At 69.2% G+C, this 17720-nt stretch carries 17 protein-coding genes; 10 read left to right on the forward strand and 7 right to left on the reverse strand.

Annotated elements, in window-relative coordinates:
* Window positions 1-102: 102 nt before the first annotated feature.
* Both J2X52_RS00535 and J2X52_RS00540 read left to right on the forward strand, forming a co-directional pair.
* Entirely contained in the window at window positions 103-2178 is a 2076-nt protein-coding gene (locus J2X52_RS00535; RefSeq protein ID WP_310147356.1) for a tetratricopeptide repeat protein, read from the forward strand.
* A gap of 21 nt (window positions 2179-2199) precedes the next feature.
* Window positions 2200-2817, forward strand: coding sequence for a YbhB/YbcL family Raf kinase inhibitor-like protein (locus tag J2X52_RS00540; protein ID WP_310147357.1), 618 nt, complete (start codon window positions 2200-2202; stop codon window positions 2815-2817).
* 155 nt (window positions 2818-2972) lie between these two features.
* Here J2X52_RS00540 and J2X52_RS00545 read toward each other — a convergent pair whose 3' ends face one another.
* Window positions 2973-3797, reverse strand: coding sequence for an META and DUF4377 domain-containing protein (locus J2X52_RS00545; RefSeq protein ID WP_310147359.1), 825 nt, complete (start codon window positions 3795-3797; stop codon window positions 2973-2975).
* Window positions 3798-3889: 92 nt separating this feature from the next.
* On the opposite strand from J2X52_RS00545, the gene J2X52_RS00550 reads away from it, so the two are divergent.
* The 3 genes from J2X52_RS00550 (at window position 3890) to J2X52_RS00560 (ending at window position 6191) form a co-directional block, all read left to right on the forward strand.
* Window positions 3890-4375 carry a VOC family protein gene (locus tag J2X52_RS00550; RefSeq protein ID WP_310147361.1) on the forward strand — a complete coding sequence of 162 codons (486 nt, stop codon included), beginning with the start codon at window positions 3890-3892 and terminating at the stop codon, window positions 4373-4375.
* Between the two features lie 35 nt (window positions 4376-4410).
* Window positions 4411-4818 carry a VOC family protein gene (locus tag J2X52_RS00555; RefSeq protein WP_310147363.1) on the forward strand — a complete coding sequence of 136 codons (408 nt, stop codon included), beginning with the start codon at window positions 4411-4413 and terminating at the stop codon, window positions 4816-4818.
* A gap of 92 nt (window positions 4819-4910) precedes the next feature.
* The gene (locus J2X52_RS00560; protein ID WP_310147365.1) at window positions 4911-6191 is read left to right on the forward strand and encodes an RNA polymerase sigma factor; all 1281 of its coding nucleotides are present in this window, start codon (window positions 4911-4913) and stop codon (window positions 6189-6191) included.
* A gap of 185 nt (window positions 6192-6376) precedes the next feature.
* Here the strand turns inward: J2X52_RS00560 and ubiB are convergent, their stop codons facing one another.
* The 4 genes from ubiB to oleD all read right to left on the reverse strand — a co-directional run bounded on the left by ubiB (window position 6377) and on the right by oleD (window position 10095).
* Complete coding sequence (gene ubiB / locus J2X52_RS00565; RefSeq protein ID WP_310147367.1) at window positions 6377-8065, reverse strand: ubiquinone biosynthesis regulatory protein kinase UbiB; 1689 nt, start codon at window positions 8063-8065, stop codon at window positions 6377-6379.
* Window positions 8066-8075: 10 nt separating this feature from the next.
* On the reverse strand, window positions 8076-8720 hold the full coding sequence (locus J2X52_RS00570) for an SCP2 sterol-binding domain-containing protein (RefSeq protein ID WP_310147368.1): 645 nt from the start codon (window positions 8718-8720) through the stop codon (window positions 8076-8078).
* 148 nt (window positions 8721-8868) lie between these two features.
* Entirely contained in the window at window positions 8869-9027 is a 159-nt protein-coding gene (locus tag J2X52_RS00575) for a DUF1328 domain-containing protein (RefSeq protein ID WP_082387634.1), read from the reverse strand.
* Between the two features lie 72 nt (window positions 9028-9099).
* Complete coding sequence (gene oleD, locus J2X52_RS00580) at window positions 9100-10095, reverse strand: 2-alkyl-3-oxoalkanoate reductase (protein WP_310147374.1); 996 nt, start codon at window positions 10093-10095, stop codon at window positions 9100-9102.
* 182 nt (window positions 10096-10277) lie between these two features.
* On the opposite strand from oleD, the gene J2X52_RS00585 reads away from it, so the two are divergent.
* Entirely contained in the window at window positions 10278-11384 is a 1107-nt protein-coding gene (locus tag J2X52_RS00585) for a serine hydrolase (RefSeq protein ID WP_310147376.1), read from the forward strand.
* Here J2X52_RS00585 and J2X52_RS00590 read toward each other — a convergent pair.
* Together J2X52_RS00590 and oleC are read right to left on the reverse strand one after the other, a co-directional pair.
* The gene (locus J2X52_RS00590) at window positions 11368-12948 is read right to left on the reverse strand and encodes a winged helix-turn-helix domain-containing protein (RefSeq protein ID WP_310147378.1); all 1581 of its coding nucleotides are present in this window, start codon (window positions 12946-12948) and stop codon (window positions 11368-11370) included. The genes J2X52_RS00585 and J2X52_RS00590 overlap by 17 nt on opposite strands.
* Window positions 12938-14602 (reverse strand): olefin beta-lactone synthetase, encoded by a 1665-nt coding sequence (gene oleC, locus J2X52_RS00595; protein WP_310147381.1) that lies wholly within the window; start codon window positions 14600-14602, stop codon window positions 12938-12940. Before oleC ends, J2X52_RS00590 begins: the two co-directional genes overlap by 11 nt.
* A gap of 78 nt (window positions 14603-14680) precedes the next feature.
* On the opposite strand from oleC, the gene J2X52_RS00600 reads away from it, so the two are divergent.
* From J2X52_RS00600 to J2X52_RS00615, 4 genes are all read left to right on the forward strand, one after another.
* Window positions 14681-15124, forward strand: a complete 444-nt coding sequence (locus tag J2X52_RS00600) for a hypothetical protein (protein ID WP_310147383.1) — start codon at window positions 14681-14683, stop codon at window positions 15122-15124.
* An 88-nt stretch (window positions 15125-15212) separates the two neighbouring features.
* A complete protein-coding gene (locus tag J2X52_RS00605) occupies window positions 15213-15650 on the forward strand; it encodes a rhodanese-like domain-containing protein (RefSeq protein WP_310147385.1) in 438 nt (145 codons plus the stop codon).
* 78 nt (window positions 15651-15728) lie between these two features.
* A complete protein-coding gene (secB, locus tag J2X52_RS00610) occupies window positions 15729-16256 on the forward strand; it encodes a protein-export chaperone SecB (RefSeq protein ID WP_310147386.1) in 528 nt (175 codons plus the stop codon).
* A gap of 2 nt (window positions 16257-16258) precedes the next feature.
* Complete coding sequence (locus J2X52_RS00615; protein WP_310147388.1) at window positions 16259-17269, forward strand: NAD(P)H-dependent glycerol-3-phosphate dehydrogenase; 1011 nt, start codon at window positions 16259-16261, stop codon at window positions 17267-17269.
* Window positions 17270-17720 lie beyond the last annotated feature (451 nt).

The following is a 17720-nucleotide window of genomic DNA, read 5'->3' on the forward strand; positions in this document are numbered from 1 at the left end:
CGGGCGCGGCGGCGGACGCACCTGATCGGCGAAGCCCGCCTCGACTCGCCCGCTACAATGCCCGGCCTTGCCTTTGGTCGGCTTCGCGCCGGGATATCCAGCATGTCGCAACAGATCTACCAAGCCCTGCGCCGCGGCGCGAATGCAGAAGCCGCCACGCTCGCGCGCCAGGCGCTGGCCGAGGGGCACAAGGACACCGGGACGCTGAGCGCGGCTGCGCTCGCGTTCCGTGCGATCGGTGAGCGCGAGACCGCGCTGTCGACCATCGATGCGGCGATCGCGCAGATGCCCGACGACGCGGAACTGCACTTCCTGCGCGCCGGCATGCTGCTCGACACGCGTGACCTGGGCGGCGCGCAGGCCGCGCTGGCGCAGACGATCGCGCTCGATCCCAACCAGTACGGCGCCTACGTGGTGCAGGCGCAGATGGCGATCGGCCGCAACGATCTCGACGAGGCCGAGCGCCAGACCAAACTCGCCGCGCGCGTCGCACCGGAGCATCCGTGGACGTTGATGCTCGAAGGCGTGCTGGCCTCGCGCCGCGGGGACCACGACCGCGCGCTGACGCTGCTGTCGGCGGCGTCGAAGGACGCGCCTGAGGACGTGCAGGTGATCAGTGCGTTGGGCTTCGCCTACCTCGCCAAGGGTCACCTGGCGTTCGCCGAACAGGCGTTCCGGCGCCTGATCGAGAAGACCGGCGAAGTGCAGCTGCACGGCCTGCTCGCGCAGATCGTGCTGCAGCAGGGCCGCCCGGCCGAAGCGGCCGACGCACTCGCCGTGCTGCTGGCCGACCCCGCACACGCCACGCCTTCGCTGCAGGCGTTCGCAGGCGAACTCGAGCTGCAGGCCAAGCGCTTCGACCGCGCGAAGCCGCTGCTGCAGGCCGCGTTCACCGCGCATCCCGACTCGCGTCGCGCGACCAATGGTCTGCTGTTGTTGTGGGAGGCGACCGGCAACACCGAGGAGACGCAGGCCATGCTCGATGGCGCGCTCGAGCAGGACGCGCAGTGGGATCACGTCTGGATCGCGCGCCTGGCGATGGAAGCGTTCGGCAGCGAGGCGGCGGCTACGGTCGTCTCGCGCTGGAACACCGCGCGTCCTGACCATCTGCCGGCCCTTCAGGCGCAGCTCGCGCTGGAATCGGGCACCGGCGCGCACGAAGCATCGGAAGTCACCGCGCGCAGGATCACCTCGCTGCAGCCCGGCCACGGCAACGCCAACGAACTGCTGTTCAATCGACTGCTGGCGCGCGATCCCGCTGCCGCCGTCACCTTCGTCGAGGGCCTGCTCCCGGCTGCCAGCCCACAGGCGCGACTGATGCTGCGCCGCTGGGTCGGCATGGCTCAGGACGCGGCGGATCGGCCGGCCGATGCGATCGCCACGTGGCTCGCGTCCACTGCCGAAGAAACCGCGCAGGTGGGTCCGCCGCCCGCACCGACAACGCCACCGGCGCGCTGGCCGGAGATGGGCACCGTCGTCGAAGGCGCACGTGCACCGGCGGTGTTCCTCTACGGCGCGCCGGGTGCCCAGGTCGACCGCATCGCCAACGTGCTGCAGCGCGCGCTGCCCGAATTTCGCGGCGACCGTTTCTCGACCGCGGTCCAGGATCCGTTCCAGGACACCAACGTGCCCGCGCGCCTGGCGCAGGGCGAGTTCACCGCCGAGCAGGTCGCCGCCGGCTGGCTTTCGCAGCTGCCTGCACGCGGCATCGGGCCCAACGGCGCGGTCATCGACTGGATTCCGTTCTGGGACAACGCCTGGCTGCTGGCGCTGCGCCCGCAGCTGCCGCACGCGCGACTGCTGCTCGCATTGCGCGATCCGCGCGACATGCTGCTGGAGTGGTTCGCATTCGGCGCGCCGATGGCGTTGCGCGTCACCGATGCCAACAGCGCCGCGCAGTGGCTGGCCGCGCACCTGTCGCAGATCGCCGACATCATCGAGCAGGACCTGTTCCCGCACACGGTCGTGCGCACCGATGCGCCCGGCGAGGACCTCGAACGCCTGGCCACCCGGTTCGCCGAGGCGCTCGGCGTGCCCGCGTTCCCCACCCCGCCGCGCGAACTGCTGGGCCCCGACCGCATTCCGGCCGGTCGCTGGCTCGCGTATCGCGAGGCATTGGCCGGCCCGTTCGCCACGCTGACGCCGGTCGCAGTGCGCCTGGGCTACCGTCAGGACTGACCTTCCACCCGCGGAGACATCATGCGACTTCACAGCGACAGTTTCGAACAGGGCCAGCCGATCGCGTCGACCTTCGCCGTCGGCGCGCCCGACGGCTTCGGCGGCAACCGTAATCCGCATCTCGCCTGGGACGACGTGCCCGCAGGCACGCAATCGTTCGCGCTGCTGTGCCTCGATCCCGACGCCCCGACCGATCCGTCACTGGCGGGCAAGGCCGGCGTCGAGATTCCGGTCGACCACCCGCGCGGCAGCTTCGTGCACTGGGCGGTGGTCGATCTGCCGGCCGATCTGCGCACGATCGCCGAAGGCAGTGCCAGCGACGGCGTGACCAAGGGCGGCAAGCGCAATCCGCCCGGCCCCGAGGGCGCGCGCCAGGGCCTCAACGACTACACCGGCTGGTTCGCCGGCGATGCGGATCTGGCCGGTGACTGGTTCGGCTACGACGGCCCGTATCCGCCGCCGAACGACCTGCGCACGCACCGGTATTTCTTCCGCTTGTTCGCGCTCGATGTCGCCAGACTCGACGTGCCCGAGCGCTTCACCGCCGGCGACGTGCTGCGCGCGGTGCAGGGCCATGTGCTGGCGGAAACCACGACCTGGGGCAGCTATGCGCTGCATCCGAAGGCTGCGGCGGTCTGATCAACCACGCGCATTGCCTGGTTGCTCCCAGCCAGCCGCCCACCTGAGCCCGAGAGCCCCTCTCCCACGGGGAGAGGGGTGGGGGTGAGGGCAACAGGTCGCTTGAACCCGGCATCGAGCGCGCCCCGTCGCGCGTCGTGGGCAAACGCGCCGACTCAGCGACCCACGTTCTCCGACTCCACCACCATGTCCAGCACGTAGGCCTGCGACGGCGCATCGGCCGGCGGATCCGCCACGTCGAAGCGCTGCACGCGCACGACATTGCGCACACCGTCCTCGTGGGTGAAGCCTTCGATGTCCTGGTACAGCGGCGCCCACGCGGCATCGCCCGGTGAGCGCACGCCCTCGTCGTCGTATTGCACCTCGCGCATCTGCAGGCAGCGCTGATCAGGAATCAGCGGGTGATTGCAGGCCACGCGCTCGGGCGCGATCTCCAGAAATACCGTCTCGCCGTCGCCGCCATAGCGCGTGGCCGGCGTGGGCACACCTTCGAACGCAAGCACGCCGCCATCGTCGAGCTGCAACGTGAGTCGCGGTGGCTCGCCGCCGGTCAACGCGATGCGATGCGTGCCGGGCAAACGCTGGCCGATCTCGCGCTCGCGCGCGGTCAGCTGTGCGTCGGTGCAGGCCATCATCGTGGAGATCACCTGGTCGACGGTCAGGCGATCGTCATCGAGCGACACGTTCGCACCCATGCGGTTGCAGGCGTTGGACACGCTCAATCCGCTGTCGGCGAAGTCCAGCTGCAGCGGCGCGCCGTCGCCGTCGAGCAACGCGTCGATGCGCGTACCACCGGTTCCCGTCGCATCGACCAGACGCCAGTGGTATGCCTCGAGCGTCTGCGCATGATCGGCGGGCGCGGCATCGGGAATCGCGTCGGCGGCGGCCTGCGTGGACGGCGCGGCGCCGTCTTCGGACGGCGTGGACCCGCCACAGGCGGCCAGGGCGAGCGGCAACAGCAACATCAGGGGGCGGCGCATCGGCGTCTCCTCGGTGCGGAACTGGACGGGCAGCTTACCGGGGCGACCCGGAACGTCCCGTGTGGGCGGATGTGCATGCCTTGATCGCAGCGATGTCGATTTCCAGAGCGCTGGTGCGTCGTTCCAGCGACACCGCCAGCCGGCGGCCTTTCGAGGACATCCCGATGCGCATCGATCCCTATCTGTATTTCGACGGCACCTGCGCCGAAGCCTTCCAGGCCTACGCCGCGCTTCTGGGCGGCGAGCCGATGCTAATGCCCTACGGCGACGCGCCGCCCTGCCCCGACAGCGAGGCCACCGCGCCCGATCGCATCATGTATGGCCATCTCGCGATCGGCGACCAGTTCCTGATGGCCTCCGACGTGCCGCCAGGCACGCCGCTGCCAGCATCACCACATGCGTTCGTCAATCTGGGCGTCGACAGCGACGCGGAGGCCGAGCGCATCTTCGCCGCGCTGTCGCAAGGCGGTGAAGTCCGTGCCCCGATGGCCGAGACCTTCTTCGCACACCGCTTTGGCATGGTCATCGACCGCTTCGGCACCGGCTGGATGGTGATGCGTTCAAAGCAGGGCTGCTGAGTCGTCCCCCTCGTCCACTACACAGGCATAGCGCCATGCACCGTCCCCAGATTTACGTGAACCTGCCGGTCGAGGATCTCGACCGCAGCGTGCGTTTCTTCACCGCGCTCGGCTTCGCCTTCGATCCACGATTCACCAACGAAAACGCCACCGCGATGATCATCGGCGAGGACAGTTTCGTCATGCTGCTGGTCCGCCCGTTCTTCCAGACCTTCACCGCCAAGCCGCTGGGTGCGCCGACCCACGTCGGCGCGATCATCGCGCTGTCGCAGCCCAACCGCGCCTCGGTCGATGCGATCGTCGCGAAGGCGCGTGCCGCTGGCGGCACGGTGCCGACCGCGGCGGTCGATCACGGCTTCATGTACCAGCACGCCTTCGAACATCCCGACGGTCAGTTGTGGGAAGTGATGCACATGGACATGGCCGCGTTCTCCGCGACGTGAGCGCGGTGTCGTGCGCGTCGCCGCAACGTCTTGCACGCCCGCGCCGCAGCGCGCCTTGCCCGGCGGCGCCCGGGGTGCTGTCATCGCCGCCCATGGACACGGCCACCCTGCATCGCACGATCGAAACGCTCTGGCGCGAGGAAGTGCCGAAGATCATTGGCGGCCTGATGCGTGTGGTGCGCGATCTCGATCTCGCCGAGGAACTGGCGCAGGACGCGCTGGTCGCTGCGCTCGAACGCTGGCCGCGCGACGGCCTGCCCGACAACCCGGGCGCGTGGCTGATGACGACCGCGCGTAACCGCGGCATCGACCGCCTGCGCCGCGGCCAGCGGTTCGATGCGCACCACGCGGAACTGGCGCGCGAGATCGAAGAGGCGCAGCGCGAGTGCGATGGGCGCGCGCAGGACGCACTCGACGACGTGATCGGCGACGAGGTGCTGCGGCTGATGTTCGTAGCCTGCCATCCAGCGCTCACGGTCGAATCGCAGATCGCATTGACGCTGCGCCTGATCGGTGGCCTGACCACCGACGAGATCGCGCGTGCGTTTCTGGTGCCGGAGGCGACGATCGCCCAGCGCATCGTCCGCGCCAAGAAAGCCATCGCCAAGGCCGGCACGCCGTTCGAAGTGCCGCAGCGCGCGGCGTTGCCGGCGCGGCTGTCGGCGGTGCTGCACGTGTTGTATCTGGTGTTCAACGAAGGCCACGCCGCCAGCAGCGGCGACGACTGGGCGCGGCCGGACCTGTGCGCCGAAGCGTTGCGACTGACGCGCGTGCTGGCAGTCCTGATGCCACGCGAGGCCGGCGTGCATGCGCTGGTCGCACTGATGGCGCTGCAGGCCTCGCGGCTCGCTGCGCGCCTGGATGCGGACGGACAGCCCGTGCTGCTGCCCGACCAGGACCGTGCGCGCTGGGATCGCGGGCTGATCGATTCGGGCCTAGCGTCGCTGGCGCAGGCACAGACCGCGCGCAGCAACGCGCCGCCCGGCGGCTACGAGCTGCAGGCCGCCATCGCCGCCTGCCACGCGCTCGCGCCGACCGCCGGCGACACCGACTGGGCACGCATCGCCGCGCTGTACGGGCAACTGCTGGCGCTGACAGGTTCGCCGGTCGTCGCGCTCAACCGCGCGGTGGCGATCGGCATGGCCGCAGGGCCGGCCGCCGCATTGCCGCTGGTCGAGGCGCTGGCCGACGACGACACGCTGGCCGGCTACCACCTGCTGCCGGGCGTGCGCGGCGATCTGCTGGCGAAGCTGGGGCGGCATGCGGATGCGGCCGAGGCGTTCGAACGCGCGGCCTCGCTGGCGCGCAATCCGCGGGAGCGGGACTGGTTGGGTGCGCGTGCGGCGGAGTGTCGGGCGCGGGGCATTGCTTGAGCCCTCCCCCGCACGCGGGGCATTGCGCCCTTTACGGGTGGAGGGTTGGGAGGGGGCGAACTATCCGTATGCATCGAAATGATCGAAGCGAACCTCGATCTAGCGCACGATTCGATATCGCCTGCGCTGAGGGATTGCCCCCACCCAACCCTCCCCCGTAGAACGGGGGAGGGTTGGGTGGGCGCTCAATCCCGCAGATACACCGGCGAACGCCGCGGCCAGGCCGCGAGCAGCGCCCACAGTCCGCCAACACCCGCGACCCAGGTCGCCACCGGCAGGCCGACGAAACTCGGGCCGCCCGCTTCCAGCGCGTACAGCACCGCAGCGACGATCAGCAGGCCGACGCCGAGGATCGCGGCGACCATGCGTTTCTGCATGCCCTGCATCGTTGCCGTCAGCGCGGCAAGGTCGTCCGAACGCATGCGCAGTTCGTGGCGACCTTCGACCTGCTGCTTGAGCCAGCCGTGCAGCAGGCGCGGCATGTCCGGCGCCTGGGTGATCAGCTCCGGCAGGCGGTCGCGGAACTCGCGGCCGAGACGCTGCGGGCTGTAGCGCTCGACGAGGATGCGTTCGAGCACCGGGCGCGCGACCGCCCAGATGTCGAGCTTCGGGTCGAGCAGCCGGCCGATGCCTTCGATGCTCAGCAGCGTCTTCTGCAGCAGGATCAGCTGCGGCTGCAGGGTCAGCTGATAGCGCTGCGCGGTGCGGAACAGTTTGCCGAGCACCTCGCCGAGCGAGATCTCCGACAGCGGCCGGGTGAAATACGGCTCGCACACCGAACGCACCGCAGCTTCGAGTTCGTCGATGCGGATGTGCGACGGCATCCAGCCGGCCTGGATGTGCAGCTCGGCGATGCGCCGGTAATCCTGGCGGAAGATCGCCATGAAGTTCTCGGCGAGGTAGTACTGATCCTCGCGCGAGAGCTGCCCCATGATCCCGAAATCCAGCGCGATGAAACGCGGATTGGTCTTGCGGTCCGGGTCCACCCAGATGTTGCCGGCGTGCGCGTCGGCGTGGAAGAAGTTGTCGCGGAACACCTGCGTGTAGAACACGCGCACGCCCTTGGCCGCGAGCGCCTTGCGGTCGATGCCGGCGGCGTCGAGGGCTGCGATGTCGTCGCTGGGAATGCCGTGTACGCGCTCAAGGGTGAGTACGCGCTGGGTCGTGCGCTCCCACACGGGCGCCGGCACGTACAGATCCTGCGAACCAGTCCAGAACCGGCGCAGCACCGACGCGTTCGCACCTTCGCGCTGCAGGTCGAGTTCGGCGGCCAGGGTGTTCTCGATCTCGGCCACGACTTCGCGCGGGCGGATCTTGTCGGCGTTGGGATGGGTGCGGTCGACCAGCGCGGCGAGATTCTTCAGCAATGCGACGTCGGCGGCGATCTGTTTCTCGATGGTGGGGCGCAGCACCTTGACCACGACCTCGCGGCGCTGGTTGCGCTCGTCGGCCGGCAAGGTCGCGGCGTGCACCTGGGCGATCGAGGCCGATGCCAGCGGCGTGGTGTCGAAGGCTTCGAAGGCCTGCGCGATCGGCATGCCGAGTTCGCGCTCGATGATCGCCTGCGCCTGGGCGCCGTCGAAGGGCAGCACGCGGTCCTGCAGCAGGGCGAGGTCGTCGACGATGTCGGGCGGCACGAGATCGCGGCGAGTCGAGAGGATCTGCCCGAATTTGACGAAGATCGGTCCGAGTTCCTGCAGCGCCAGGCGCAGGCGCGCGCCGCGCGATTGCGCGGCGATGTCGGCCGAGGCGCGCGGCACGAACGGGCGCGCGAGCTTGAGCCAGCGCTCGGCTGGCGTGCCGTCGAACAGATCGTCGAGGCGGTACCTCAAAAGCACTCGCCCGATGCGCGAGGCGCGCAGCACGCCCTTCATGGAGATCCCTTCATGCGGCAGGCCCGCGCGACAGGCGCGAGATGCGCGCCGCGAGCCGCTCGACATCGTCGCGCAGCACGTCGACGTCGTCGTTGAAGGCCTCGAGTTCGTCGCGGCCGAGCACGTCGCGCGATTCCTCGGTCACGTACTCCACCGCGCTCTCGGTCAGCGTGCGGCCAAGTCCCTGCGCTTGCTGCAAGGCACCGGCGAATGCGTTGGCGATCTGCACGCCGATGATCTCGCCGAAGACCGCGACGAACGGCTTCTGCCAGTCGGGGTCGAACCGCCCCGCAAGCTTCTGCAGGCGCCGCGCGAGTTCGGCATCGCCCGACACCCGGACCTTGCCGATCGGCGGCGCATCGTCGCGGCGCAGGAACGGCAATTGCGACAGCACGCCGGCAATCGTCGTGCGTACCGCGAGATCAGGCTCGACGGCGTCGTCGACCGGGCCGACGCGCAGGCGCTCACCGTCGACGCGCAGTTCCAGCGCGATCGGAGGCGATGCGAGGGTCAGCGCGATGCGTTGTCCGTCGAGTCCGGCGAGCGCAGTGCGCGTGTCGGCATCGAGCGCGAGCGCCTGGTTGAGCGCGGTTTCCAGCGCGCGTCCGGCGATCGGCTTGAGTGCCGCGAAAGGAGAAGGAGGGAATCCGGCCATGGCCGCATTGTAGCGGCCGATCCCGCAGCGCCGCCGTCGTCGTGCGAACTGCGAGCCGTCCTCTCACGGGCCAGACGGAGACGGGTTTCCCCAAAAGAAAACGCCCGCCGGAAGGCGGGCGTTTCGAATCACGTATCGGACGGGGACGTTACGGTCCGCGGCCACGCAGCATCGAGATCACGGCCAGGATCAGGAACACGACAAAGAGGATCCAAGCGATGTTGGTGGCGGCGCCGGCGACACCACTGAAGCCGAGAACGCCGGCGATGATGGCGACGACAAGAAAAATGACTGCATAACGAAGCATGGGTGGTCTCCTGATTCCCGTGAGCGGTTCGGGGGTCACCCTATGCCCGGCGGAGTCGCGATCAGGTGACGGTCAGATACCTGTCCACGAATCTTTCAGGCGAATGAGTCCTTCGTGAAGAGAGACGCGCGGGACGTAGCCAAAGTCGCGCGCCGCCGGCGCCATGTCGTACCAGTGGGTGGTACTGAGTTGCTCGGCGAGAAAGCGGGTCATCGGCGGCTCGCCCGACAACCGCAGCAGCGGCCACACGGTTTCGCAGACCGCGCCGATCGCATAGGCGGCGCCGAACGGGATCGTCTTCGTGACCTGCGGCGCGCCGGCCGCGGCCAGCAACCCGTTGACGATCTCGCGCACCGTGGTCGGCTCGCCGTTGCTGATGAAGTACGCACGGCCCGCACAGGCGGCGCCCGGCGCCAGATGGTCGAACGCGTCGAAGTGCGCCTGCGCGGCGTTGTCGATATAGGTGGTGTCGATGCGGTTCTCGCCGTCGCCGACGAAGCGCAGCCGCCCGGCCCGCGCGCGCTCGACCAGACGCGGCAGCAGTTGCTGGTCGCCGGGACCCCAGATCAGCCGTGGACGCAGCGCGACCGTCGCGAGGTCCGGGCCGTTCGCGGCGAGCACGGCCTGTTCGGCGATCTTCTTGGTCGTCGCGTACGGCGCCTTGAAGCCCTCGCCATAGGGCACGGTGTCGGCGGTACCGCCTTCGACCGGGTGCGTCGCCCGATGGGTCACGCTGGGCGTCGAGGTGTAGACCAGCCTGCCGATGCCGTGCGCGCCGCAGGCAGCGAGCACGTTCTGGGTGCCGACGACGTTGGCCAGGTGGTAACTCTCGTAGCTGCCCCAGGCGCCGGCCTTGGCTGCGTTGTGGAAGATCGCGTCCACGCCCTGGGCCGCATTGCGCACCGCGTCCGCATCGGCAAGATCGCCGCGGATCTGGTGCACGCCGATCGCATCGAGCTCCGGGTAATGCCCGCGATTGAAGCTGGTGACGGCATGGCCGCGTTCGACGAGGCCACGGCACAGGGCCTGACCGAGGAAGCCGCCGCCACCGGTGACCAGGATCCGCATTGCCGACTCCATACGCTGCAGGGCCGCCCACGATAGCGAGGCGGGCCGGGATTGGCGACGCGCCGCCGCGATCGACGGCTGCAAGTGACTGATCCGCCTGCACTTCAGAATTCTTCATTCGCCTGTCAGGCACTTCATCGGGGATCCGGATGCAGTGCGGCTTCCTCGACCGGAGTCCGTCCATGCAACCGATCACCCGCTTCGTGCTGTCTGCCCTGCTCGTCTTGTCCGCTGCAAACGTCCGGGCGTCCTCACCTCCGCCCGACACCGACTGGCCGGTCGCCGATGCCAGCGCACGCGGCTGGGACACCGACCGTCTCGCCGCACTGGACGCCGCCATCGCCGATGGCGAAGCGCCCGACACCACCAGCGTGCTGATCGTCCATCGCGGCGCGCTGGTCCACGAGACCTACTTCAACGGCGCCGACCGGCAGACGCTGCACAACACCCGCTCGCTGACCAAGAGCGTGACCGGGCTGCTGGTCGGCGCGGCGATCGACCGCGGGCTGATCGACGGGGTCGATGCCCCGGTGCTCGGCTTCTTCCCCGACCGCACGCCGGCCCATCCCGGCGCGTTCAAGACCTCGACCACCGTTGAGGACCTGCTGACGATGAGCGCGCAGTGGGAGTGCGACGACAACAACGAGTTCTCTTCCGGCCACGAGGAGCGGATGTACGTCAGCGCGGACTGGATCCAGTTCGCGCTCGATCTGCCGCAGCGGGGCTATCCGGCGTGGACCACGCGCCCGGCCGACAGTCCGCACGGCCGTGCCTTCGCCTACTGCACGGCGAACGCGTTCCTGCTCGGCGCGATCGTCGAACGCGCCAGCGGCATGCCGCTGGAACGCTTTGCTGCCGACGTGCTCGAGCGCCCGCTGGATATCGAGGCCGCCCGCTGGCACCGCTCGTCCGACGGCACCGGCATGGGCGGTGGTGGCACGGAATACCGCAGCCGCGATCTGGCGAAGTTCGGACAACTGATCGCGGATGGCGGCCGCTGGCACGGCCGGCGGATCGTGTCGGCCGAGTGGGTGCGGGCAATGGCGCAGGTGCATGCGCAGACACCGTTCGATGCCGACTACGGCTACCAGATGTGGCGCTTTCCGTTCAAGGCAGGCGACCGGCAGGTGCACGCCTGGGCGATGTCGGGCAATGGCGGCAACTACGTGTTCGTGGTGCCGGAGTCACAGCTGGTCGTGGTCATCACCCGCACCCGCTACAACCAGCGCAGCATGCACGCCGAATCTCAGAAACTGTTCGCCGACTACGTGCTCAGCGCGATGCCGTGACCGCATCGTCGGGCAGCCGGCCGGACGCCTGCACCGCAGCGCGTTCGGCCGCGAGCGCGGTATCGATACGGCGCAGCGCGGCATCAAACGCCGACGCGGTGCGCAGGTCCGCGAACAGCGGTGAGACACGCAGGTAGCCGGCATTGCGGAAGCCGGCGGCCACGGCGGCATCGAGTGCATCGAATGCAGCGGACTGGTCGCCCGCCAGGGTCTGCAACAAGGCGGCTTCGACACCCTCGAAGGGATCGGCACCGCCGGCCAGGCCGCTGCGCAATGCATCGGCGCGGGCGCGCAGCGCGGCGGCGTCGGGCGGCGCCTCGCTGCCGACGATCCACGCCATCGTCTGCGGCAGGCTGGCATGGGGCTTGAGCGCCCGCGCCTGCTGCACGGCGTCGCGGGCAGCATCGGGTTCGCCGCGCAGCACCGCGAGTTCCGCGGCCAGCAGATGCAGGCTGGCATGCGCGGTGCCGCGCGACATCGCCTGGGTCAACGCCGCCTGCGCCTCGTCGATGCGACCGTGTTCGTAGAGGAACGTGGGCCAGGCGAGGTTGGAGAACACGTTGTCCGGATACAGCTGGAAGCTGCGCCGATACCGCGCCTCGGCCGCGGCGGTGTAGCCGAGCAGGTCGAGGTTGGACGCGATCTGCAATTCCAGAAAGCGCACGGTCTCCGGCGCGCGCACGTCCAAATTCGCGGCCAGTGCTTCTGCGATGCGGCCTTGTCGTGCCTGCAGATACGCCGCCGACGCGCGGCTGCCGTCGGCCGCGGGATCGAGCGCCACGGCGCGCGTGTAGCCGGCCAGCGCCGCTGCGATGCCGCCACGGCAATCGTGCGCATAGCCGAGTGCCGCATGCGCGGCGGACGCCTCAGGCTGTCGCGCGATCACGGCTTCGGCCAGGGCCAGCGCCTGCACCGCATCGTCGGCATTGCCGCTGTAGAGACACAGGCGCGCACTATAGGCGCGGCTCAACCCGAGCTGCGCGTCGCTGTCGTCCGGCGATTCCTGCAGCCGTTGCCGATACAGCGCGATCGCGCGTTCGTTGTTCGCGGGCTGGCCAATGCCGGCGTAGTACGCGGCGCGTTCCAGTAGCGGCGACGCGATTCGCGCGTCCGGCCGTGGCCATTGCCACCAGACCACCGCGCCGAGCACAGGCAGTACCAGCAACGCTGCGACGCGTGTTGCACGCGATCTTGGTGTTGCGGGGGCAGCGTGCGGCGCCGGCGCCGGCGCCTCGACCGAGGGCTCGCTGCACAGCTGGTAGCCCTGCCCGCGCACCGAACGCAGATAGCGCGGCTGCCGGCCGTCGTCGCCCAGCGCCTGACGCAGTAGCCGCACGCGCTGGGTGACGGTTTCCTCGCCCACGTGCGCGGGGGACCACACGCGCTCGATCAGTTCGTCGAAACCGACCACGCGCGTGCCCTGCCCCAGCAGCACATGCAGCAGCCGGAAGCTGAGGCCGGCCACATCCAGCACCTGTCCGTCATCGCGGACCACGCGTTGCCGCGCGACATCGATGCGCAGATCGTCGAGCCGGTAATGCGCAGGCGCGGGGTCAGCCGACACGCGTCGCCGCCCACGCGGCCAGGTTCTCGCGGCCGATCTTGGCGTTGTGGCGGATATCGACCGGGAAGCCCGGATGGAACAGCACGCACTCGATGCGCCCGGTGTGGACGAAGCCTTCGCCGATGTGGCGCAGCGCGTCGGCGATGCGCGCCTGTTCGGTCTTCGCGATGCCGGCTTCCAGCTCCACGCACAGCACCGGCGTCTGGTTCGCCTTCGGGCCGACACCGACCAGCGCGGTGCGTCGCACTTCGGGGTGCACGTTGAACACGGGTTCGACCTGTTCGGTGCACAGCGTGCCGGTGGTGGTGACGACGCGATGGCCCTTGCGGCCGCAGAACCACAGCCGGCCTTCGGCATCGAAATAGCCGAGATCGCCCATGCGGTGGACGATGCGCGTGCTGCCGTCTGGCAGGGTCTCGGTGATCTTTGCCAGTCGCGTCTGCGCGTCGCGGTTGAAGTAGGTGTCGGTGGCGCTGGGTCCGGCGACGGTGATCTCGCCGACCTGCGCGCCGGGCACGCACAGGGCATCCGACCACGTGGGAATCGCGGCGTCGTCGACGCGGATGATGCGCACCTCGTTCGGCGGCACCGGGCGGCCGACGCAGGTGCCGGCGCCGTGCTCGGTGCGCGTACGCAGTTCGAGCAGCTCGCGTCCTTCGATGACGGCGACCGGCAAACATTCGGTGGCGCCGTAAGGCGTCCAGAAACGCGCATCATCGGGCAGCAGTTCAAGAATCTTCGCGACCGTCTCCGGCGGCACCGGTGCGCCGGCCGACGTCACCCGGCGCAGGCCCGGCAGCGGCTTGCCGTATGTCCCGAGCACACCCATCAACGCCGGCGAGCCGAACAGCTGGTCGACGCCGAAGCGTTCGATCGCCGCGTGCAGCTTGCGCGGGTCGGCCTTGGCCGGCTGGGTCGGATCCATGTCCGGAATGATCGAGGTCAGTCCGAGCGCGGGATCGAACAGCGCGAACGGCGGGAACGTCGGCAGGTCGACACCACCGGCGCCGATGCCGAACGCATCGCGCAGCATGTCGATCTGCGCAGCGAAATGCCGGTGCCGGTAGACCACGCCCTTGGGCACGCCGGTCGAGCCGCTGGTGAAGAGGATCGCGGCGACGTCGTCGCCGGCCGTCGCGGCAAGTTGCGGGCCGGCGCCGGCGCCCGCGCGTTCCACCTGCGTCAACGTCGCGTCACTCAGCAGCGCCCAGCGCCCGGTGGTGATGCGCACACGCGCCGAGGTCGCCCAGCGCAGCAGCACGCGCGCGCACTGCGCCAGCGGAATGCCGATGAAGGCTTCGGCACCGGCTTCGTCCAGACATTGTTTGAGCGCGCGCTTGTCAATGCCGGGGTCGACCAGCACCGGCACCGCGCCGGCCTTGAACAGAGCGAACATCAGCAGGAAGAACTCGGGCGTCGGCCGCACCATCAGCACTGTGCGCGTGCCGCGGACGATGCCGCGCGCGGCGAGTCCGGCGGCGATCGCATCGCTGCGCGTGTCGAGCGCGCCATAGGTCAGCGCGTGCGCATCGGCGTAGCGGCCGTCGGGGCCGGGGCAACGCATCGCGATGCGATCGGGTGCGGCATTCGCCAGCCGAGGCAGCGCGGCGGCGATATTGACCGTGGCGGCCCGGGAAGAAGTGTCGGCGTCCATCGCGCAGAGGATACCGGCAGCCGCACATGCGCCGGCCGCGGCGGCTACGATGGCGGCCTCACGATTCGAGACCCTGCCATGCGCGCGACTTCCGGCCGTCCGTTCCTGTTCCGCACGCAGGTCGCCCTGCTGATGCTCGCGCTGCTGGTCCTGCTACCCGGCTGCGCCAGCACCCGCAAGCAGGGCACCGCACTCGAACGCGCGCAGTACGCGTGGACCGGCGCGGTGCGCTGGAACGACATGAAGACCGCCTGGCAGCTGGTCGACCCCGAATACCGCACCGCGCACCCGATCAGCGAACTGGATTTCGCCCGCTACGAGCAGGTGCAGGTCACCAGCTACCGCGAAACCAACGCGACAGCCGGCCCGGACGAGGCGATGCGCGAGATCCAGATCGGCGTGATCAACCGCCACACCATGGCCGAGCGCACCGTGCGCTATACCGAGCGCTGGCGCTGGGATGCGGCCGCCGGCACCTGGTGGATCGTCGACGGTCTGCCGGACTTCTGGGCCGGCGAATGATCCCGCCAGGCCCGCCTCTGCCACCCGCCGCCGGCCGGCCGCGGTGGTGTGCGACAATCGCCGCCCGCCGACGCACCGCGATTGATCCGTGAATTTCGAAGAACTTCTGGCCTTCCTGGGCCGCAACCAGATGCTGTCGCTGATCCTCGCCGCATTGACGGTGGCGATCATCTTCAACGAGATCTCGCGCCTGTTCCGCGGCTTCAAGGCCCTGCGTCCGGCCGAGCTGACCGTGCTGGTCAACCGCGACAACGCACTGGTCGTCGACCTGCGCCCCGCGGCGGACTTCGGCAAGGGTCATATCCCGGGCTCGAAGAACGTGCAGATGAGCCAGTTCGATCCCGAGAGCAAGCAGCTCGCGCCCGCCAAGGCCCTGCCGGTGGTGCTGGTCTGCAAGACCGGCAGCACCGCCAGCGATGCGGCCAAGCGCCTGAAGAAGGCCGGCTTCGAGAACGTCTACGTGCTCGACGGCGGCATCGGCGGCTGGTTGCAGGCCGACCTGCCGCTGGCCAAGGGCCGCGGCTGAGCACAGCGGTACCGTCTTGACGGAATGCCATAATCGGCAATCCGTTTCACCCAACATCTTTTGCCGGAGTCGATTCACATGTCCGAAGAACAGGCCACCAACGGCGCCAATGGCGCAGCCCCGGCACAGCCGGCCGGCGCGCAGTTCAGCGTCGAGAAGATCTACGTCAAGGACGTCTCGTTCGAGTCGCCCAAGTCGCCGGCGATCTTCAACGAGCAGGCCCAGCCGCAGCTCAACATGAATCTCAACCAGAGCGTGCAGCGCGTCGGCGACAACGCGTTCGAAGTCGTGCTGGCGATCACCCTGACCTGCACCACCGGCGAAGACAACGCCAACACCGTGTACGTGGCCGAGGTGAAGCAGGCCGGTGTGTTCGGCCTGGCCGGTTTCGACGGCAACACCCTCGATGCGCTGCTCGGCACCCAGTGCCCGAACGTGCTGTATCCCTACGCACGTCAGTTGATCGGCGAGCTGATCCAGGCCGGTGGCTTCCCGCCGTTCCTGCTGCAGCCGATCAATTTCGACGCGCTTTATGCCGAAGGCCTGCGTCAGCGCAGCCAGTCGGGCACCGAACAGCCGACGACCGATCAGATCGGCAACGCCTGAGCGTGACCGATCGCAACACCGCGGTCGCGGTACTGGGCGCGGGCTCCTGGGGCACCGCGCTCGCCTCATTGATCGCACGCAACGGCCACCCCACCACGCTGTGGGGCCGTAACGCGGACCAGATCGAGGCGATCGACCAGCGACACGAGAACCCGCGCTACCTGCCGGGCATCCCGCTGCCGCACAACCTGCGCGCGACCACTGATCTCGCCCATGCCCTCGACGGCGTGGGCCTGATTCTGGTCGTCGTGCCCTCGCACGCCTTCGCCGAAACCCTGGCACTGCTGGCGCCGCTGCGTCCGGCGGGCGTCGGCGTGTCGTGGGCGACCAAGGGTTTCGAGCCGGGCTCTGGTCGATTCCTGCATGAGGTCGCGGGCGCCCTGGTCGGCGAGGACGTGCCGCTGGCCGTCGTCACCGGTCCGTCGTTCGCCAAGGAAGTCGCCTCCGGCCTGCCGACCGCGATCACCGTGCAGTCCGACGATGCCGATTTCGCCCAGACCGTCGCCGACGTGCTGCACGGCCCGACGTTCCGCGCCTACACCGGCACCGACATGCGCGGCGCAGAGCTCGGCGGCGCGATGAAGAACGTGCTGGCCGTCGCCACCGGCGCGGCCGACGGCATGGAGCTGGGCCTCAACGCCCGCACCGGCCTGATCACCCGCGGTCTCCACGAAATGCTGCGCCTCAACCAGGCGATCGGCGGCCGCGCGGAAACCCTGATGGGTCTCGCCGGTCTCGGCGATCTGGTCCTGACCTGTTCCGGCGACCTGTCGCGCAACCGGCGGCTGGGCCTGGCGCTGGGCCGCGGCGAGAAGCTCGAAGACGCGGTCCGCGCGATCGGCCAGGTGGTCGAATCGGTGCAGACCGCCGACGAGGTCATGCGTCTGGCCGAACGTCACGGCATCGAACTGCCGATCTCCAGCAACGTCCGCGCCGTGCTGCATGGCGAAATGACGCCGGCCGAAGGCTTGGCGCGTCTGATGGCACGCGAGCAGAAGCCCGAATTTGAATAACGGGCCGTAGCCCCGACCGATGCCTGTCTGCTGTCGGACTTCGATCAGCGCTGGGTGTCATCTGACGGAAACTCAGTACCTCTCCCTTCGGGAGAGAGCCTGCCCGGACCTGACCGGGGTCGACGCGCTGGCGCGCCGGGTGACGGCGAGGGCTCGCCAGAAGCGCCGAAAGCACCCACACGCGCTCTCCGGACACCTTCCCCCAAGGCCTGATTAGCGTCCTGTCTCAGCCAAGCGCTAGGGGTTACGGCTAAGTGTCTGGTGAGGAAAACCTGTCACTCCCGCGAAGGCGGGAGTCCACGGACGTGCGTGCGGACGTTACGAAAGTCCTTGGATGACCGGACATACGTCCGTTGAAAAGCCCCGCCTTCGCGGGAATGACGACGCACACGTTTCAGTCGCCAGCTGAGACACGACGCTCGTCAGGCCCTCAAGGGGAAGGGCAAACCAG

The sequence above is a fragment of the Luteimonas sp. 3794 genome (assembly GCF_031456825.1).
In the GTDB taxonomy this organism is placed as follows: Bacteria; Pseudomonadota; Gammaproteobacteria; order Xanthomonadales; family Xanthomonadaceae; genus Luteimonas.

Coding starts and splice junctions, on each gene's coding strand:
- J2X52_RS00535 (WP_310147356.1), top strand. CDS start 103: ATGTCGCAACAGATCTACCAAGCCCTGCGCCGCGGCGCGAATGCAGAA.
- J2X52_RS00540 (WP_310147357.1), top strand. CDS start 2,200: ATGCGACTTCACAGCGACAGTTTCGAACAGGGCCAGCCGATCGCGTCG.
- J2X52_RS00545 (WP_310147359.1), bottom strand. CDS start 3,797: ATGCGCCGCCCCCTGATGTTGCTGTTGCCGCTCGCCCTGGCCGCCTGT.
- J2X52_RS00550 (WP_310147361.1), top strand. CDS start 3,890: ATGTCGATTTCCAGAGCGCTGGTGCGTCGTTCCAGCGACACCGCCAGC.
- J2X52_RS00555 (WP_310147363.1), top strand. CDS start 4,411: ATGCACCGTCCCCAGATTTACGTGAACCTGCCGGTCGAGGATCTCGAC.
- J2X52_RS00560 (WP_310147365.1), top strand. CDS start 4,911: ATGGACACGGCCACCCTGCATCGCACGATCGAAACGCTCTGGCGCGAG.
- ubiB (WP_310147367.1), bottom strand. CDS start 8,065: ATGAAGGGCGTGCTGCGCGCCTCGCGCATCGGGCGAGTGCTTTTGAGG.
- J2X52_RS00570 (WP_310147368.1), bottom strand. CDS start 8,720: ATGGCCGGATTCCCTCCTTCTCCTTTCGCGGCACTCAAGCCGATCGCC.
- J2X52_RS00575 (WP_082387634.1), bottom strand. CDS start 9,027: ATGCTTCGTTATGCAGTCATTTTTCTTGTCGTCGCCATCATCGCCGGC.
- oleD (WP_310147374.1), bottom strand. CDS start 10,095: ATGCGGATCCTGGTCACCGGTGGCGGCGGCTTCCTCGGTCAGGCCCTG.
- J2X52_RS00585 (WP_310147376.1), top strand. CDS start 10,278: ATGCAACCGATCACCCGCTTCGTGCTGTCTGCCCTGCTCGTCTTGTCC.
- oleC (WP_310147381.1), bottom strand. CDS start 14,602: ATGGACGCCGACACTTCTTCCCGGGCCGCCACGGTCAATATCGCCGCC.
- J2X52_RS00600 (WP_310147383.1), top strand. CDS start 14,681: ATGCGCGCGACTTCCGGCCGTCCGTTCCTGTTCCGCACGCAGGTCGCC.
- secB (WP_310147386.1), top strand. CDS start 15,729: ATGTCCGAAGAACAGGCCACCAACGGCGCCAATGGCGCAGCCCCGGCA.